This is a genomic window from Janibacter sp. FSL W8-0316, from assembly GCF_038004165.1.
Classification (GTDB): Bacteria; Actinomycetota; Actinomycetes; order Actinomycetales; family Dermatophilaceae; genus Janibacter; species Janibacter indicus.
The window spans coordinates 19,682-36,339 of sequence record NZ_JBBOQX010000001.1 but is presented as its reverse complement, the minus strand read 5'-3'; the positions used below and the strand labels follow the sequence as shown (position 1 = coordinate 36,339).

14 protein-coding genes and 1 riboswitch are annotated in these 16,658 nt (G+C 71.8%); of the genes, 3 read left to right on the top strand and 11 right to left on the bottom strand.

The features are described from left to right. The 4 genes from NYE39_RS00150 to mraZ form a co-directional block, all read right to left on the bottom strand. Positions 1–2,091 carry a peptidoglycan D,D-transpeptidase FtsI family protein gene (locus tag NYE39_RS00150; RefSeq protein ID WP_341011530.1) on the bottom strand — a complete coding sequence of 697 codons (2,091 nt, stop codon included), beginning with the start codon at positions 2,089–2,091 and terminating at the stop codon, positions 1–3. A 16-nt stretch (positions 2,092–2,107) separates the two neighbouring features. Next, a complete protein-coding gene (locus NYE39_RS00145) occupies positions 2,108–2,674 on the bottom strand; it encodes a hypothetical protein (protein ID WP_341011529.1) in 567 nt (188 codons plus the stop codon). Further along, positions 2,671–3,690 (bottom strand): 16S rRNA (cytosine(1402)-N(4))-methyltransferase RsmH, encoded by a 1,020-nt coding sequence (rsmH, locus tag NYE39_RS00140; RefSeq protein ID WP_341011528.1) that lies wholly within the window; start codon positions 3,688–3,690, stop codon positions 2,671–2,673. The genes NYE39_RS00145 and rsmH overlap by 4 nt, the downstream gene beginning before the upstream one ends. Before the next feature lie 148 nt (positions 3,691–3,838). After that, positions 3,839–4,270, bottom strand: coding sequence for a division/cell wall cluster transcriptional repressor MraZ (gene mraZ / locus NYE39_RS00135; RefSeq protein ID WP_072626159.1), 432 nt, complete (start codon positions 4,268–4,270; stop codon positions 3,839–3,841). 328 nt (positions 4,271–4,598) lie between these two features. Between mraZ and NYE39_RS00130 the strand changes: the two genes are divergently transcribed. The 3 genes from NYE39_RS00130 to NYE39_RS00120 are packed head-to-tail and all read left to right on the top strand — an operon-like array spanning position 4,599 to position 9,095. Continuing rightward, positions 4,599–5,588 carry an AAA family ATPase gene (locus NYE39_RS00130; protein WP_083546285.1) on the top strand — a complete coding sequence of 330 codons (990 nt, stop codon included), beginning with the start codon at positions 4,599–4,601 and terminating at the stop codon, positions 5,586–5,588. Positions 5,589–5,598: 10 nt separating this feature from the next. After that, the gene (locus tag NYE39_RS00125) at positions 5,599–6,813 is read left to right on the top strand and encodes a DUF58 domain-containing protein (RefSeq protein ID WP_072624270.1); all 1,215 of its coding nucleotides are present in this window, start codon (positions 5,599–5,601) and stop codon (positions 6,811–6,813) included. Further along, on the top strand, positions 6,813–9,095 hold the full coding sequence (locus NYE39_RS00120) for a transglutaminase family protein (RefSeq protein WP_125932795.1): 2,283 nt from the start codon (positions 6,813–6,815) through the stop codon (positions 9,093–9,095). Before NYE39_RS00125 ends, NYE39_RS00120 begins: the two co-directional genes overlap by 1 nt. Positions 9,096–9,128: 33 nt before the next feature. On the opposite strand, the gene NYE39_RS00115 is transcribed toward NYE39_RS00120, so the two are convergent. The 7 genes from NYE39_RS00115 to NYE39_RS00085 all read right to left on the bottom strand — a co-directional run bounded on the left by NYE39_RS00115 (position 9,129) and on the right by NYE39_RS00085 (position 16,614). Next, entirely contained in the window at positions 9,129–10,667 is a 1,539-nt protein-coding gene (locus NYE39_RS00115; protein ID WP_072624268.1) for an RNA polymerase sigma factor, read from the bottom strand. 160 nt (positions 10,668–10,827) lie between these two features. Next, positions 10,828–11,226 (bottom strand): universal stress protein, encoded by a 399-nt coding sequence (locus NYE39_RS00110; protein WP_072624267.1) that lies wholly within the window; start codon positions 11,224–11,226, stop codon positions 10,828–10,830. A gap of 107 nt (positions 11,227–11,333) precedes the next feature. After that, positions 11,334–12,464, bottom strand: a complete 1,131-nt coding sequence (metX, locus tag NYE39_RS00105) for a homoserine O-acetyltransferase MetX (protein WP_072624266.1) — start codon at positions 12,462–12,464, stop codon at positions 11,334–11,336. Between the two features lie 15 nt (positions 12,465–12,479). Continuing rightward, positions 12,480–12,590: riboswitch (SAM riboswitch) on the bottom strand. A gap of 17 nt (positions 12,591–12,607) precedes the next feature. Then, complete coding sequence (locus tag NYE39_RS00100) at positions 12,608–13,723, bottom strand: DUF4192 domain-containing protein (protein WP_072624265.1); 1,116 nt, start codon at positions 13,721–13,723, stop codon at positions 12,608–12,610. Between the two features lie 86 nt (positions 13,724–13,809). After that, entirely contained in the window at positions 13,810–14,259 is a 450-nt protein-coding gene (locus NYE39_RS00095; RefSeq protein WP_236953440.1) for a YkvA family protein, read from the bottom strand. Positions 14,260–14,284: 25 nt separating this feature from the next. Then, positions 14,285–15,835 carry an alanine/glycine:cation symporter family protein gene (locus NYE39_RS00090; protein WP_341011527.1) on the bottom strand — a complete coding sequence of 517 codons (1,551 nt, stop codon included), beginning with the start codon at positions 15,833–15,835 and terminating at the stop codon, positions 14,285–14,287. 44 nt (positions 15,836–15,879) lie between these two features. Next, complete coding sequence (locus NYE39_RS00085; protein WP_341011526.1) at positions 15,880–16,614, bottom strand: hypothetical protein; 735 nt, start codon at positions 16,612–16,614, stop codon at positions 15,880–15,882. Between the last annotated feature and the right edge of the window lie 44 nt (positions 16,615–16,658).

Below are 16,658 nucleotides of genomic sequence, written 5' to 3'. Positions count from 1 at the left end.
TTACCCGCCATCCGGAGCGCCCCGGTCAAGCAGCAGACCCGGGGTGTCGGCAGCCGGCTTCTTCGGCAGCTTGGTGCGCACCTTGGGCGCCTTCTCGTCCTGCGGCGTCGGCGGGACCTTCTCCTTCTGCAGGGCGTAGGTCATGACGTCCTTGAAGACCGGCGCGGCGACCGTGCCGCCGTAGTAGCCCTTGATGGGGCGCTGGAGGATCACCGAGACGACGAGCTTGGGGTCGTCGGCCGGGGCGAAGCCGATGAAGCTCGCGGTCTTGCCGCTGTAGCCGCCGGTCTCGGAGTCGTAGCGGTCGGCGGTACCGGTCTTGCCGGCGACGCGATATCCCTTGATCTTCGCCTCGGGGGCGGTGCCCTCGTCGCTCACGACGCCCTCGAGCATCCGGGAGACGTCGTTGGCGGTCTTCTTCGAGACGGCGCGGTTGCGCTTGCCGGCCGGGGCCGCCTCCCAGCCGCCGTCACCGTCGCTGACCTCCTTGACGAAGGTCGGGCTGATCCGCACCCCGTCGTTGGCGATCGCCTGGAAGACGTTGGTCACCTGCACCGCGGTCGTCGAGACGCCCTGGCCGTAGGTGATCGTGTAGCGCTGCGAGCCGTTCCACGTCTCGGACTTCGGCAGCAGGCCACCGGACTCACCCGGGAAGCCGGAGCCGCTCGTCGACCCGAGGCCGAAGCGCCGCAGGTACTCCTCGAGGGTCTTGGGCGTCATCGTCTCGCCGATGAGCATCGTGCCGGTGTTGCTCGACTCGGCGAGGGCGCCGGCGACGGTGCGGTACTGGTCGGGGTGCGGGTGGCTGTCGCTCAGCGTCTGGTCCCCGCGCTGCATCGAGTAGGGCAGGATCATCGGCGTCTCGGGGGTGATCGTCCCCTCCTCGAGGCCCGCCGCAACCGTCATGATCTTGGAGGTCGACCCGGGCTCGAAGACATCGCTGAAGGCGAGGTTGGTGAAGACGCCCTTGCCGTCGCCGATGTTGTTGGGGTCGAAGGTCGGGTAGGACGCCAGGGCGACGAGCTCGCCCGTGTCGACCCGCTGGACGACGACGGTGCCGGAGAGCGCCTTGGTCTCCTTGACCTTGTCGGCCAGGGCATTTTGCGCGTACCACTGCACGTCGTTGTCGATCGTCAGGCGCACGTCCTTGCCCGCGGTCGCCGAGCTGACGTCGTCGGAGGCATTGGGCAGGCGCGAGCCGTCCTGGGCGATCTCGTAGGTCGCCTGGCCGGGGGTGCCCTTGAGGACGTCGTCGAGCTGCAGCTCGAGGCCACCGCCGGCGGTCTGGTCCTGCGGCTGGACGAAGCCGACGAGAGAGGCGACCGTCGTCGACTGCGGGTAGGTGCGCTGGGTCGAGCGCTCGGAGTAGATGCCGGGGATGCCCAGGGCGTTGATCCGGCGCCAGGTGAGCGGCGAGATGTTCTTGGCGAGGACCCGGTAGCGCTGCGAGCCGGTGAGCTTGGGCTCGATGTCCTCGGCGCTGGTGCCGAGCGGCTCGGCGAGGTCCTTGGCGGCGCCCGCCACCCCGACCTTGGTGGTCGTGCCGTCGACCTTCTTGTCGTACTCCGGCACGGCCGTCTGGTCGACGACGACGGTGCGCCGCTCCTGGCTCTGCGCCAGGACGGTGTCGTTGGCGTCGTAGATCGTGCCGCGGTGGGCGGGGATCGCCTCGGTCTGGGTGCGCTGGCGCAGTGCGTCGGCGGCGACGGCGTCGGAGTCGAAGCCCTGGATGCGCAGCAGCTGCGCGGCGAAGAGGCTGAGCACGATGAGCGAGACGACCATGAGCGCCCGCATGCGGGTGCGCGGGCTGGCCGAGCGCGCGGTCGCCGCCGGTCGACGAGCAGGGGCCTTCGTGCGGGGCGGGGTGGCCTTCCGCGCCGACGTCGCCTTCTTGGCAGGAGCGGCCTTCCGGGCAGGAGCCGCCTGCTTGGCCGCCGGTGCCGCCTTGCGAGCCGGCGCGGACTTCCTCGCCGGCGCCGCCTTGCGCGCGGACGCGGCCTTGCGAGCAGGTGCCGCCTTGCGGGCAGGCCGTGCCTGGCCGGAGGAGGGTCGACCGGTGCCTCGAGGGCGGTCAGGTCGGCGCTGGCTCACGTGCGGGCCTCTCCTGTCAGTTGCTCGGGCGGGCGGTGGAGGTCTTCTTCTGGGCGGCCCCGGTGGACTTCGAGGCGGACTTCGACGTGGACTTGGACGAGGTTTTGGACGTGGACTTCGTGGACTTCGAGGAGCTGCTCGAGGACTGGTCCGCCGTCGCCGTGGCGGCCGCTCCCACGGTAAATCCGTCGGGCCTCTTGGCGACCGACGCCACGCCGAGGATGCTCCCCTTGTCGACGTCGATGAAGGCTGCGCTGCCGGCCGGGACCATGCCGAGCGCGTCGGCCTCGGTCGCCAGGCGCTGCGGTGCGGCCCGGTCGTTGATCGTCTGGGTCAGCGAGTCCTCCTTGTCGGCGAGCGACGCGGAGCGGGCCTCGAGAGCCGTCACCTCGAAGGAGTCCTGGGCCATCGAGGTGTTGAGCCCGAGGACGGCGCCGAGCCCGGCGACGAGCAGGGCGAAGCACAGCACCGGGAACCACGCGGACCCGGCCCGGTCGGTCGGTGTGACGACCTCGAGCGAGGCCCGGGTGCGACGGGCGGGGGCACGACGGGCGACGGTCGTGGCGACGGACGACTGGCTCATCGGGTGCGGCCTTCCTGGTGACGGGGCGGTCGGATGCGCTCGGCGCCGCGCAGGCGCACCGAGGCGGATCGGGGGTTGGTCTCGAGCTCGCGGGCACTCGGGGTGAGCGCCCCGCGGGTGAGCAGGCGCAGCTCGGGTGCGTGCTCGGGCAGCTCGACGGGCAGGTCGGGCGGGGTGGTCGAGGCGGCACCGGCGGCGAGCGCGCGCTTGGTGATGCGGTCCTCGAGCGAGTGGAAGGACAGCACCGCGATCCGGCCGCCCACGGCCAGCCGGTCGAGGGCGACGGGCAGCGCGCGGGCCCAGCCGGCGAGCTCCTCGTTGACCTCGATCCGCAGCGCCTGGAAGGTCCGCTTGGCCGGGTGGCCACCGCCGCGCTGGGAGGCCATCGGGATCGTGGCGCGCAGCAGCTCGACGAGTCGGCCGGAGCGGTCGAAGGGGGTGGCCTCCCGCTCGCGGACGATCGCGCCGGCGATCTTGCGGGCGAAGCGCTCCTCGCCGTACTCCGACAGCACCCGGGTCAGGTCGCGGGCGTCGTAGGTGTTGAGCACCTCGGCGGCGGTGACCCCGGTCGTGGGGTCCATCCGCATGTCGAGCGGCGCGTCGTGGGCGTAGGCGAAGCCGCGCTCGGTCTCGTCGAGCTGCAGCGACGAGACCCCGAGGTCGAAGAAGGCCGAGGTGACGCTCTCGAGGTCGAGGTCGTCGAGGACCTCGCCGATCTCGTCGTTGACGGCGTGCACGAGGGTGACGCGCTCGCCGAAGCGGGCCAGCCGCTCCCCCGCGAGGGCCAGCGCCTGCGGGTCGCGGTCGATGCCGACAAGGCGCACCTGCGGGTCCGCCTCGAGGACCGCCTCGGCGTGGCCGCCCATGCCGAGCGTGCCGTCCACGTGGACGGCGCCCTCCGTGGAGAGCGCCGGGGCGAGCAGGTCGAGGACCTCGTCGAGCATGACGGGCACGTGGCGGGAGGCCGCGTCGCGGCCGGTGTCGGTCGTGAGGTCACGGTCCTCGTCGTGCTCCACGGTGCTCCCTTCGTGCTCGTCGGTGGTGGGTGGTGGTGGTGATCTCCGGGTCCTGCTCGCTGCTGCCGCCTGGTCCCCATCCGGGACGTTCCGGCCCGGGGGAAGTCGGGTCGGGGCCGTCACGGCTGGAGGCCGGGCGGCAGCTGCATCACATGAGTCCGGGGATCACCTCCTCGGACTGGTCGGCGAAGGCCTGCTCGGTGCTGGCCAGGTACTCCTCCCACGCGGCGGTGTCCCAGACCTCGACCCGCGAGCCGGTGCCGATGACGGTGCACTCGCGGTCGAGGCCGGCGTACTGGCGCAGCGCCGCGGGCACGGTGACCCGGCCCTGCTTGTCGGGGATCTCGTCGCTCGCGCCGGAGAGGAAGACGCGCATGTAGTCGCGAGCGGCCTTGCTCGAGGTGGGGGCCTCCTGGAAGCGCTGGGTGATCTTGACGAACTCGTCCATGGGGAAGACGTAGAGGCAGCGCTCCTGACCACGGGTCATGACCAGGCCGCCGGCGAGCTTGTCGCGGAACTTCGCGGGGAGGAAGAGGCGGCCCTTGTCGTCCAGGCGCGGGGTGTGGGTACCGAGGAACACGGCGACCACCTCCCCTTCGTCTCGACCCGAGGGCTCCCTGCGCTTCCTTGATCCCCCACTTTACTCCACCTCTGCTCCAGATCACACCCCGTCTGGCACATTTCGGCGACTTCTTTGCTGACTTTTCCCTGATAAATCAAGGGTGGTGCAAAGTGGGGCGGATTCACCGTCCGGACGGCACGAAGGGGGGTCCCCCAGGGCCGGGACCGACGGTGCCTGTGTCTCGTGGCCCCGATTCCTAGGGCTGGAGGCCGAGCGCGACGTAGGGTCGGGAGCACATCGGAGCGAAGTGGGGACGCCACCAGCGCGGCCCCGGGACGGAGACGTGGTGACCCTCAGCAGGGAAGGCGCCCCCGAAGTGGCGGCACACGGGGACCTCGAGTACGTCGTGTCCGTCGGCCGGGCGCTCGCCGAGACGATGAATGCCGTCATCGAGGGCAAGCCCGATGTCGTGCGCACCGCCATCACGGTCCTGCTCGCGGAGGGGCACATCCTCGTCGAGGACGTGCCCGGGGTCGGCAAGACGATGCTCGCCAAGGCGCTCGCGCGCAGCATCGACGCCTCGGTGCGTCGGGTGCAGTTCACCCCTGACCTGCTGCCGAGCGACATCACCGGTGTGAGCATCTACAACCAGGACCAGCACGAGTTCGAGTTCCGCCCCGGGGCCGTCTTCGCCAACGTCGTCATCGGTGACGAGATCAACCGCGCCTCGCCCAAGGCCCAGTCGGCCCTGCTGGAGTGCATGGAGGAGGCCCAGGTCACCGTCGACGGGCGGACCTACGAGCTGCCCCGGCCCTTCATCATCATGGCGACCCAGAACCCCGTGGAGATGGAGGGCACCTACCCCCTCCCCGAGGCCCAGCGCGACCGCTTCATGGCCCGGCTGTCCATGGGCTACCCGACCGCCGCCGCCGAGGTGGCCATGCTCGACCACCACGGCGCGAGCTCCCCGCTCGAAGGCTTGCGCCCGGTCGCCGACGCGGCGGGCATCGCCCGACTCATCGCCGCGGTGCGCACCGTCCACGCCTCGACGGCGGTGCGCCAGTACGCCGTCGACATCGCGACCGCGACCCGCACGAGCTCGCTCGTGCGCCTGGGCGCCTCGCCGCGGGCGACGCTGCACCTGCTGCGCGCCGGCCGGGCGCACGCAGCGCTGCACGGACGCGACCACGTGCTCCCCGACGACATCCAGACCATCGCCCCGGTCGTCCTCGCCCACCGACTGCTGCTGAGCAGCGAGGCGCAGCTGGCCCGGCGCGACCCGGTCGACATCGTCAGCGAGATCGTGCGGCACACGCGCGTCCCCGCCGCCCGGTGAGTGCTCGACCATGACCGGTCGCGGGCGGCTCTTCGTCGCGGCCGGGGTGCTCGTGGCCCTCACCGGTCTGACGCTCGGCCTGCACGACCTGACCAAGGTCGGCGCACTGCTCGTCGTGCTGCCGGCCCTGGCACTGCTGCTCTCCCGCCGCGAGCTCGACCTCGAGGTCACCCGTGAGGTTGCCCCCTCTCGCGTGCCCACCGACGGCCACGCCGACGTCACCGTCCGGGTGCACAACTCCGGCCGGCTGCCCAGCCCCCTCCTGCGGGGCGAGGAGACGCTGGCCTACGCCCTCGGTGACCGACCGCACCTGCTCGTGCCGCGCCTCGACGGCGGCGAGACCCGCCAGCTGACCTATCGCGTGCGCTCCCACGTGCGCGGCCACCACGCGATCGGTCCGCTCTCGGTGCGGGTCACCGACCCCTTCGGCCTGGCGACCCGGGCGGTCCCGGTGCCCGGCGAGACCGCGCTCGTCGTCCTGCCGCGGGTGCTGCCACTCACCCCCGTGCGGGGCGTGCCCGCCGGAGGGGGCGGCGAGACCTCGGTCGCCTCGCGGGTCGCCCTGCAGGGTGAGGACGACGTTGGCGTGCGCGAGTACCGCATCGGCGACGACCTGCGCCGCATCCACTGGCGCTCGACGGCCCGCACCGGCGAGACGATGGTGCGGCAGGACGAGCAGCCCTCCCGACGGCGTGCCCTGGTCCTGCTCGACGACCGCGCCGGCGTCCACGCCGGCACCGGGGGCGGCGGGTCCTTCGAGTGGTCGGTGACGGCGGCGGCGTCGATCACCACGCTGCTCCTCGGTGAGCGCTTCGAGGTGCACCTTTGCCCGTCCGCCGACGAGGGCGGCGCGGTCGAGCCGCTCGTCGACGTCGACCACGCGCTCGACGAGCTCGCCGCGGTCCAGCCGGCCGAGACCACCTCGGCGCGCGGGCTCCTCGAGGCCCTCGACGACTTCATGCAGCACGGCGGGGGCCTCGTCGTCGGCGTCCTCGGCGAGCTCGACGACGACATCGTCGACCTCTGCGCCACCCGCGCCCGCCACGGGCTCGGGCTGGTCGTCGACCGCGGCGGCTTCTCCTCCGGCACCCGGGGCACCGGGCCCGCCGACGAGACCGCCCACCGGCTGGCCCTCGGCGGCTGGCGCACCGAGGTCGTCCGCCCCGGCGCCCAGCTCCCCGAGCTGTGGGCCCGACTCACCGTGAGTCTGGGGGTGCGCGCCTGATGCGGCACGAGCCCCGGGTGGTCGCCGGCCTCCTCGCCGGTCTGGCGACGATCGTCGTCGCCCTCCCCCTCGGCCGGCTCTTCGACGAGGCCCCCTGGGCCCTCCCTTCGGTCATCGGCGTCGCCGTCGTCGCGGGCACCGGCATGCTCCTGCGCTCGCTCACCACCCACGCAGGGTTGGTCGTCCTCGGGCAGGCCGCCGCGGCCGGCCTCTACCTGCTCGTCACCCAGCTCGGCGAGACGACAGTCTTCGGCGTCGTCCCCACACCCGAGACGCTTACCGCACTGCTCGACCACTTCGAGCAGGCCCAGGACACGATCACCCGCTACGCGGCCCCCGCGCCGGCGACGCCCGGCATCACCGTCATGCTCGTCGTGATCATCGTCGTCGTCGCCCTGGCCGTCGACATGGCCAGCGCCACTGCAGCATCGCCGTCGGTCGCCGGCCTGCCGCTGCTCTCGCTCTTCCTCGTCTCGGCAGCCAACTCCGGTGGCTCGATGCACTGGGCGTGGTTCCTCGCCGGCGCCGGGCTGTGGCTCGCGATGGTCGTGCACCAGTCCGACCTCGACCTGCACGGCTGGGCCACCTCGGTCCCCCGCATGGCGCGCGGCGACGGCGAGGACAGCGCGGGGCGCTCGCACCGCTGGCAGGCCGCGCGACTCGGGGCCTTCGCCCTGGTCGCCGCCGTCGCCGCGGCCACCTTCGTCCCCCACCTGCCGACCCGCTACGTCCTCGACGGGCTGGGGCGCAGCCAGGGCGGAGCGACGACCGGGTCCGGCGTGCGCCTGGCCACGGCCCTCGACCTGCGCCGCAGCCTCGAGTCGCCCAGCGAGGCCCCGGTGCTCACCTACACGTCGAGCTCCCCCACGCCGGGGCCCCTGCGGGTGGCGGTCGTCGAGGACTTCTCCGACGGCCTGGGCCGCATGCGCTCCGACGCCCCCGAGCCCGTCGAGGGCTTCTCCGCCCCGGACCCGACCCTGCGCCTCCCCGGCAATGTCGTCGGTGAGCGACGCACGATGGTCGTCGAGTCCAACGGCGTCGCGGCACCGCAGCTGCCGCTCCCTTCGCTCGTCAGCTCGGTCGACACGGGCGGCATCGCCTGGGCTCTCGGCGACGACGGCACGGCCGCGGTCCAGCGCACTCCCGGGACCTACTCGGCGACCTACACCGAGCTCGCCCCCGAGGAAGAGGACTTCGACCAGCCGACGGGCGAACCCATCGACCCGCTCGCCCAGAGCGACTCCTACCTCACCCTCGACCCCGGGTCGGCGCAGGAGATCGGAGACCTCGTCGACGAGGTCGTCCCGCACGACGCCACTCCCCTGCGCAGCGCCCAGGCCATCCAGGAGTACCTGCGCGGCAGCGAGTTCACCTACAGCCTCGACCTGCCCTCGTCGCAGGGGCGTGACCCGATCGTCGCCTTCCTCGACCACAAGACCGGCTACTGCCAGCAGTTCGCCGTGACCATGACGCTCATGGCCCGGGCGCGCGGGATCCCCGCCCGCGTCGCCGTCGGCTTCCTCCCCGGCTCCCTGACCAGTGGCGACGAGCGCGTCGTGCGGGTCAGCGACGCCCACGCCTGGCCCGAGCTGTACTTCGAGGGGGTGGGCTGGACGCGCTTCGAGCCGACGCCCGGCTCACGTGCTGCGTCGACGCCCGGCTACACGATCGACACCTCCGACGCGAGCGCCGGCACCGACACCTCGACCTCGTCCGACGAGACGACGAGCTCCTCGACCCGCCCCGACGACCAGCAGGAGGACGTCGCGGTCCCGGAGGCCGCGACCGCGCCCGACGAGGGTCGCCCCGCCTGGGTCACCGCGCTGCTCTGGCTGCTCGGCATCGCCGCCGTGCTGGCGATCATGCCGCTGTCGGCGCTCGTGGCCCGTCGCCGCTCCCGCCGCTCGGCCGTCGACGACGCCGAGCGGGTCGAGCGCGAGTGGCACGAGCTGATCACCCAGCTCGACGACCTCGGGCTGCGCCCACCGGTCGGCGCGACCCCGCGGCAGACCGGCGCCTGGCTCAGCCGGCGCCTGCATCTCGAGGGCGAGCCGCAGGAGCAGCTCGACCACGTCGTCGCCACCCTCGAGCGCGCCCGCTACGCCCCGCCCGGAGCCGACCTGCCCGACATCTCCCACGAGGTCGGCGGGGTCGTCGACGAGGTCCGCTCCGGCCGGCAGCGCTCGCGACAGGTCCGCTCGATGCTGTGGCCCCAAGACGGCGTCGACGCGTGGCGCGCGTTCGGCCGCTCGCTCCTGCGCCGCCTGCCCCGTCGCCGCTGACTCCCCCCTTCGCCCCGGAGGTCGCCGAGAGGCTCAGTCGAGGTAGTCGCGCAGAACCTGGGAGCGGCTCGGGTGACGCAGCTTGCTCATCGTCTTGGACTCGATCTGACGGATGCGCTCACGCGTCACGCCGTAGACCTTGCCGATCTCGTCGAGCGTCTTGGGCTGACCGTCGGTCAGGCCGAAGCGCATCGAGACCACGCCGGCCTCGCGCTCGCTGAGCGTGTCGAGGACCGAGTGCAGCTGCTCCTGCAGGAGCGTGAAGCTCACCGCGTCGGCCGGCACGACCGCCTCGGAGTCCTCGATGAGGTCACCGAACTCGGAGTCGCCGTCCTCGCCGAGCGGGGTGTGCAGCGAGATCGGTTCGCGGCCGTACTTCTGGACCTCGACGACCTTTTCGGGGGTCATGTCGAGCTCCTTGGCCAGCTCCTCCGGGGTGGGCTCACGGCCCAGGTCCTGGAGCATCTGACGCTGCACACGGGCGAGCTTGTTGATGACCTCGACCATGTGCACCGGGATGCGGATGGTGCGGGCCTGGTCGGCCATGGCGCGGGTGATGGCCTGACGGATCCACCACGTCGCGTAGGTCGAGAACTTGTAGCCCTTGGTGTAGTCGAACTTCTCGACCGCACGGATCAGACCGAGGTTGCCCTCCTGGATCAGGTCGAGGAAGAGCATGCCGCGGCCGGTGTAGCGCTTGGCGAGCGAGACGACGAGACGCAGGTTGGCCTCGAGGAGGTGGTTCTTGGCGTTCTTGCCGTCCTGCGCGATCCACCACAGCTCGCGCTTGAACTTCATCTCGATCTTCTCGCCGGAGGCCAGCTTCTCCTCGGCGAAGAGGCCGGCCTCGATGCGCTTGGCCAGCTCGACCTCCTGCTCGGCGTTGAGGAGGGCGACCTTGCCGATCTGCTTGAGGTAGTCCTTGACCGGGTCGGCGGTGGCGCCGGCCGTCACGACCTGCTGCGCGGGAGCGTCGTCCTCGTCGTCGTTGCTGATCGTGAAGCCGGACTTCTCGTCCTGCTCCGTCTCGGGCTTGGCCTTGGCCTCCGGCTCCTCGCCGAGGACCTCGTCCTCACCGGGTGCCGGCTCCTCGGCCGTGGTGGTCGTCGGGTTGGCCGCGGCCTTCTTCGCGGCAGCCTTCTTCGCGGCGGCCTGCTTGGCGGGTGCGGCCTGCTTCACCGGGGCGGCGGCCGCGGCTGCCGTGGCGGTGGAGGCGGCCTTCTTCGCCGCGGTCTTCTTCGCCGGGGCAGCCTTCTTCGCGGGGGCGGCGGCCTTCTTCGTGGCCGTCTTCTTCGCCGCGGTCTTGCTCGCCGCCTTCTTGGCGGGGGTCTTCTTGGCCGTCTTCTTCGCCGGAGTGGACTCTGGCACCTGAACCTCGATTCCCTGTTCGCCCAGCGCGCGCAGGACGACCCGCCCCCGACTGGGGCTGATCTTGGCCTCGCCGAACGCGGCCTGCAGCTGATCGCTGGTGATGGATCCGGTCGTGCGGCCCTTCAGGACGAGCTCCTGCAGCGAGGGATGCGAGAACTCCTTGGGGAGGGAGCCCTGCGTCTCGACGGACCGTGGGGACACAGCAGTCACCAACAACCTTTCGTCACGGAGGATTCCGCCGGGACGAAGGGAGTGGCGTGACCCCGTCTGACCCGACTCGCCCGGTCGCTGTGCGCTGGGCTCGTGACTATTATAAAACGCGTGGCCGCCGGGTGCCGCCACCAGGGGCGGTCGGAGGGTCTCAGCGGGCCTTGACCGCCAGCACGTCGCAGGGCGCGTCGAGCAGCACACGCTGAGCGTTGGACCCGAGGATCAGCTTGCCGACGGGGGTGCGACGACGCAGGCCGATGATGATCAGGCTGGCGTCGGTCTCCTCGGCGACGACGATGAGGTCCTCGGCCGGCTCCTTGCCTCGGACGAGGCCACGGACCTCGCCGTCGACACCCGCCTCCTCCATGCGGGAACGCACCTGCTTGAGGTCGTCCTCGTTCTTGCGGGCGGTGTCACCGCTCAGGCCCACGCCACCACGGTCGGAGTGGATGACGACGAGCTTGTCGTTGCGCAGGCGGCACTCCTCGAAGGCGCGCTCGAGAGCGGCCTCGCCCTCCTTGGTCGACACGTACCCCACGACGATGGTCATCGCTCGCTCCTCGTCACAACTCGGCTGATGGACTACCTGGGCCAGACGCTACACCGCGGCCCCGTGACCTGTCTCACTCCGGCGCTGGTGTCGTCGGCGTGTCCCGATCAGTCGCCGCGCAGCACGTCCCGGAGCAGCTCGGCCACCTGGTCGACCTCGGTGAGGAAGCCGTCGTGACCGACCGCCGAGGAGATCGTGCGCAGCTGCGTCCCGGGACGTGCCGCGACGACCTCGTGCGACAGCCGCGGCGGGTAGAGCCGGTCGGAGTCGACCGGCGCGACGACGAGTCGACCGGTGAAGGCCTGCAGCGCCGCGGACATCCCCCCACGGTCCCGGCCGAGGTCGTGGGAGTTCATCGCCTCGGAGAGCACCGCGTAGGAGTTGGCGTCGAAGCGGCGCGCGAGCTTGCCGCCGTGGTGGTCGAGGTAGCTCTCGACCGTGTAACGCGGGCGGCCCTCGGGCCCGGCGGGCTCGTCCTGGACCCGTCGGTCGAAGCGCTCGTGCAGCTCGAGCTCGCTGCGGTAGGTGATGTGGGCGATGCGGCGGGCGATGGCCAGCCCGGCCTCGGGGCCCTGCGGGTGGTCGTAGTAGTCACCCCCGGCGAACCACGGGTCGTTGCGGATCGCGAGGATCTGCGTCTGGCTCCACCCGATCTGCTCCGCGGTGGCGTAACCGCCGGTCGCCAGGGCGATCGCCGTGCCGACGCGCTCGGGGTGGCTCGCGACCCACTCGAGCGTGCGCATGCCCCCCATCGACCCGCCGATGACGGTGTGCCAGCGCTCGATGCCCAGGACGTCGGCGAGGCGCGCCTCGGCCGCGACCTGGTCACGGATGGTGAGGCGCGGGAAGCGACTGCCCCACGGCCGGCCGTCGGGCGCGGCACTGCCCGGCCCGGTGCTGCCCTGGCAGCCACCGAGGACGTTGATCGCGATGACGAAGTAGTCGTCGTCGAGCGGCGCCCCCTGCCCGATGAGGCCCGGCCACCAGCCGGCCGTCGGGTGACCGGGGCCGGCCTCGCCGACGACGTGGCTGTCACCGGTGAGCGCGTGCTCGACGAGCACGGCGTTGTCGCGCTCGGGACTCAGGCGCCCCCAGGTCTCGTAGGCCAGCACGACGTCGGGCAGGGACTCGCCCGACTCCAGCTCCAGCCGACCGATCGAGACGAAGCGTCGCTCGCCCGGGTGGTCGCCGTCGCGCCACAGCGCGGTGCTCGCGGGGGGTGTGGTCGTCACGCTCACGGAGTGCTCCCGAAGTGTCTCGCCTTGCCACGTCGCCTCGACGCGGCCCGGTCATCACCCGGGGCACCCCGTCGCGAGGAGGGTTGCCGGCCAGCAAGCCGGGGCTTGACGCTGGCACTCATGACCTGCCGACAACTCTAACGTCACGAGGCGCGCCCGATCGAGTCGCGTCCGGGCTGCGGACCCTCGGCCGGGGGCAGGGCCCACGGACGCACCCCCGTGGCCAGCAGACGGAGCATGAGGTCGGCCAGCCGGTGCTCGGGGTCGATCTCGAGGGCCCGCTCGAGGCAGATGCCGGTGATCGTGCCGTCACCGGCCCACCATGCGAGGTGCGCCACGGTGACGAGCACCGTGGGCGTGAGCGGCTGCGGCAGGAGCCGGGCGAGCTCGACGAGCCGACCACGGACGACGAGCAGCTCGTCGGACCACTCCCCTGCCTGCGGCAGCTCGTCGTCGCCCTCCCAGCAGTCGACCCAGGGGCACTCCGCCGCCGCGTCGAGGGCGAGCCAGCCGACCTCGAGCGGCACGTCGTCGAGCGAGAAGAACCCCGGCGCGAGCACGGCCATCAGCGCGTCGCGCCACTGGACGTCGAGCAGCGAGCCGCCCAGCACGGCCAGCTCGGCATCGGGCAGGTCACCGACCGGTCGCGCGCTGCGCCGCGGGTCGAGCACGTGGGACCACAGCGCGGCGAGCTCGTCGTCGTCGACCGGCACGGGCTCGCCCGACACGATGACCTGCGCCACCCCCTCGGCGCGCGTCTCGTCCGTCGGCGGCACGACGGTGGCGACCAGCTCCTCACGACTGGCGAGCGGCCGCACCCCGGCCATGACGAAGGGGGCGACCGCCGGCACCTCCTCGGGTCGCGGGAGCGCGCGCACCTGCGGCGGGCAGCACCCGTCGTCGCACCCCGGGACCCAGCACCGGCCGTCGCGCACGACGACGTGGTCAGGGACGGCGAGACCGGCCGCCAGGGCCGCCGAGGTGACGGCCGCGCGGAAGGGGCGGGAGCCCCCTTCGTCGTCCTCGAAGGCGAGCACCACGACCCCCTGCGCCCGCTCGCGGACCATGATCGCGATGCTGTGCTCGGCGAGGGCGGCGCAGGCCCGGGGGTCGTCGACGAGGTCGAGGCGCTGGACCATCCCGAGCCGCCGACCGTGCAGGGCGGCGAGGACGAGGGATGGACCCGGGTGGTAACCGAGCTGGTAGGGCACGAGGACGGCGAGCTCGGAGGCGTCGCGGGGGCTGGCGGTCGGTGTCATGCCCCGACCATGCCGAGCGGCCCGCCCCCTCGACAGAGGGGACGGGCCGGCTGTGGACGAGCGGGTGGGCGCCCGCAGGTCTGGGGTCAGTCGGGGACGACGTGCGAGCGCACCGTCGAGCTCCAGGCTTGCTGCTGGCTCCAGTCCTGCTGCTGGGCCCACTGCGCCTGGTGCGCGGCGACACCCTGCTCCCACGCGATGAACTCCTCGGTCTCCTTGACCAGGGTCGCCGCGACCCAGCCGATCACCATGACGTCGTCGAGCAGGCCGAAGGCGAGCAGCAGCCCCTCAGGGACGACGTCGACCGGCGAGACGATGTAGCCGACGCCCGCGAGCATCATCAGCAGCCGCGTGGAGGTCAAGCCGGTGTAGGTGCCGGCCCGCACCGCACGCACCATGCGTGGCACGGCACGCAGCCGCTGGAGCAGGCTCGGCCCACCGGGGCGCGAGGCGCTGCGGACGGCGGACGCGAGATGGACCGCGCTGCGGGCTCGTCGACTTATGACCATCGAGGTCTCCTGACGCTCGGGCGCCATCGGATGAGGGCGCTCCCACCCGTCATCAACGACGCGGGTCCGCAGAGGATTCCGCAGGGTCGCCGGGTGCGCCCTGGGTCACCAGGCCATCTGCCCGCTGCTCCCAGAACTGTGCCCCCTCGATCCCGAGCTCACGCGGGTCGAACTGCGGGTCGAGGCCCTGCTTCTTCTGGGCGTGGTAGTCCTTGAGCGCCTTGAGCGCCGGGACCTGCAGCAGCAGGATCCCGAGGATGTTCAGCCAGGCCATCGTGCCGACGCCGATGTCACCCAACCCCCACGCGGAGCCGGCGGTCGTCGTCGCGCCGTAGGCGACGGACACGAGGATCAGGGCCTGGAGCGCGCGGATCATGCCCCGACGCACGACGCCGTTGCGGATCTTGCGGGTCAGGTAGGCGAGGTTGACCTCCGCCATGTAGTAGTAGGCGACCATCGTCGTGAAGGCGAAGAAGACGAGGGCCAGCGCGACGAAGCTCGAGCCCCAGCCCGGAGCCAGCGTGTCGAAGCCCGCCTGGACGAAGCCCGGCCCCGGCTCGGTGTCGGTGCCGACCCCACCGACGTAGAGCGTCTCGTCGCCGAAGGTCTCGCCCTTGAAGACGGTGTACATGTCGGTCGAGATGATGATGAAGGCCGTGGCCGTGCACACGAAGAGCGTGTCGATGTAGACCGCGAAGGCCTGCACGAAGCCCTGCTTGGCCGGGTGCGAGACCTCGGCGGCCGCCGCGTGGTGCGGGCCCGTGCCCTGGCCGGCCTCGTTGGAGTAGATGCCGCGCTGGACGCCCCACTTGACCGCCTGGCCGATGATCGCGCCGTAGACCGCGTGTCCGCCGAAGGCTCCGGAGAAGATCTCGCCGAAGACGTGGCCGATCTGGTCGATGTTGACGAAGAAGACGACGAGCGCGAAGAGGATGTAGAGGATCGCCATCGGCGGCACGACGAACGCGGCGAAGGCAGCGATCCGCTTGACGCCACCGATGACGATGAAGGCCAGGGCGATGACCACGCCGATGGCGGTGGCCCACGTCGGCACGCCCCAGGCCGACTCGATGGCCGAGGACATGCCGTTGGCCTGGACTCCCGGCAGGAAGAAGCTCATCGCGAAGACGGTGACGACGGCGAAGACGATCGCGTAGACGAGCGAGAGAGTCCTGGCCTTGTGGGCGTAGGCCTTCTCGAAGTAGTAGGCCGGGCCACCGCGGTACTCACCGGTGTCCGGGTCCTTCTCCTTGTAGATCTGGCCCAACGTGGACTCGATGAAGGAGGTCGCGGCCCCGAAGAAGGCCACGGCCCACATCCAGAAGACCGCACCCGGACCACCGAAGGCGATGGCGGTGGCGACGCCGCCGATGTTGCCCATGCCGACGCGGTTGGCCAGCGACATCATCAGCGACTGGAAGGAGGAGGTGCCGTCCTGCGACTTCTCGCCTTTGGTCAGCTGCCGGATCATGTCCGGGATGCCGAGGACCTGCACCAGGCCGGTGCGGACAGTGAAGTAGACACCTGCGACCAGGCACAGCCCGACCAGCGGTATCGACCAGATGAAACCGTTGGCGGAGTCGACGAGTTCGGCGAGTGACATGAGACGAGAGCTCCCTGTGGCGAGTGTCACGGACCCGCGGGAGGCTACCCGACGTCGACGCTCGCCGCCGGGAACTCGGTGCGCACGTGCGCGCCGATCTGCCGCATCAGCCACACGTCCATACCGGCGCCCACGGCACCGCCGACGACCGGCACGGCCTTGCCGAAGCGCGTGAAGACGCCCTTGCCGGCGGTCGAGAGGATGCGGAAGCCGACGGCCTTGTTGACCACCATCAGGGCCGGCCCGGGCAGTCGCTGGGCGGCCATGCCGGCGAGCCGGCCGGTGGGCGCGACGACCCCTGCCTTGGCGAGCAGGTCCTGGGCGTCGGCACCCACGAGGCTGAGCAGGACGGCGGAGCGGATCTCGGGCTGGGCGAGGTCATAGCCGCGCAGTCGGGCCACGGCCGCCGACATCCGGGTCGCCAGGACGTAGAAGCCCAGGACATTGGCCGGCAGGGCGACGACCATGGTCGCGAAGCCGCCGAGGTTGGTGAGGAAGCCGCTGGCACCGGCGAGCTTGAGCGTGTCGCCGACGACCTCGTCGACCGCCTTGTCGACGTCGCCGCCGTGCTTGGCCAGCGCCTTGTCGGCGACCTGCGCCGCGGAGTCGAAGGGGCCGCGACCGTCGATGCCGGTGTCGAGGAGGTTTTCGACGAGCTTGAGCGAGGAGCCGGACAGGCCTTGGCGGCTCTTGGGGTCACGCGCCTGCTCGAGGGCGGTCCGCGTGTCCTGCACCTGCTTCTTCTTGCCGAAGCCGAGTCGGTCGGAGATGAATCCCATGTCGGCATCCTGCCACGGCGCAGGGGGCTCGTCGGTGGACGCGG

Excerpts from the sequence above, each read along its gene's own strand:
- NYE39_RS00095 (WP_236953440.1), bottom strand. The coding sequence starts at position 14,259 with ATGGCGCCCGAGCGTCAGGAGACCTCGATGGTCATAAGTCGACGAGCC.
- NYE39_RS00145 (WP_341011529.1), bottom strand. The coding sequence starts at position 2,674 with ATGAGCCAGTCGTCCGTCGCCACGACCGTCGCCCGTCGTGCCCCCGCC.
- NYE39_RS00125 (WP_072624270.1), top strand. The coding sequence starts at position 5,599 with ATGACCGGTCGCGGGCGGCTCTTCGTCGCGGCCGGGGTGCTCGTGGCC.
- NYE39_RS00110 (WP_072624267.1), bottom strand. The coding sequence starts at position 11,226 with ATGACCATCGTCGTGGGGTACGTGTCGACCAAGGAGGGCGAGGCCGCT.
- NYE39_RS00120 (WP_125932795.1), top strand. The coding sequence starts at position 6,813 with ATGCGGCACGAGCCCCGGGTGGTCGCCGGCCTCCTCGCCGGTCTGGCG.
- NYE39_RS00085 (WP_341011526.1), bottom strand. The coding sequence starts at position 16,614 with ATGGGATTCATCTCCGACCGACTCGGCTTCGGCAAGAAGAAGCAGGTG.
- NYE39_RS00100 (WP_072624265.1), bottom strand. The coding sequence starts at position 13,723 with ATGACACCGACCGCCAGCCCCCGCGACGCCTCCGAGCTCGCCGTCCTC.
- NYE39_RS00090 (WP_341011527.1), bottom strand. The coding sequence starts at position 15,835 with ATGTCACTCGCCGAACTCGTCGACTCCGCCAACGGTTTCATCTGGTCG.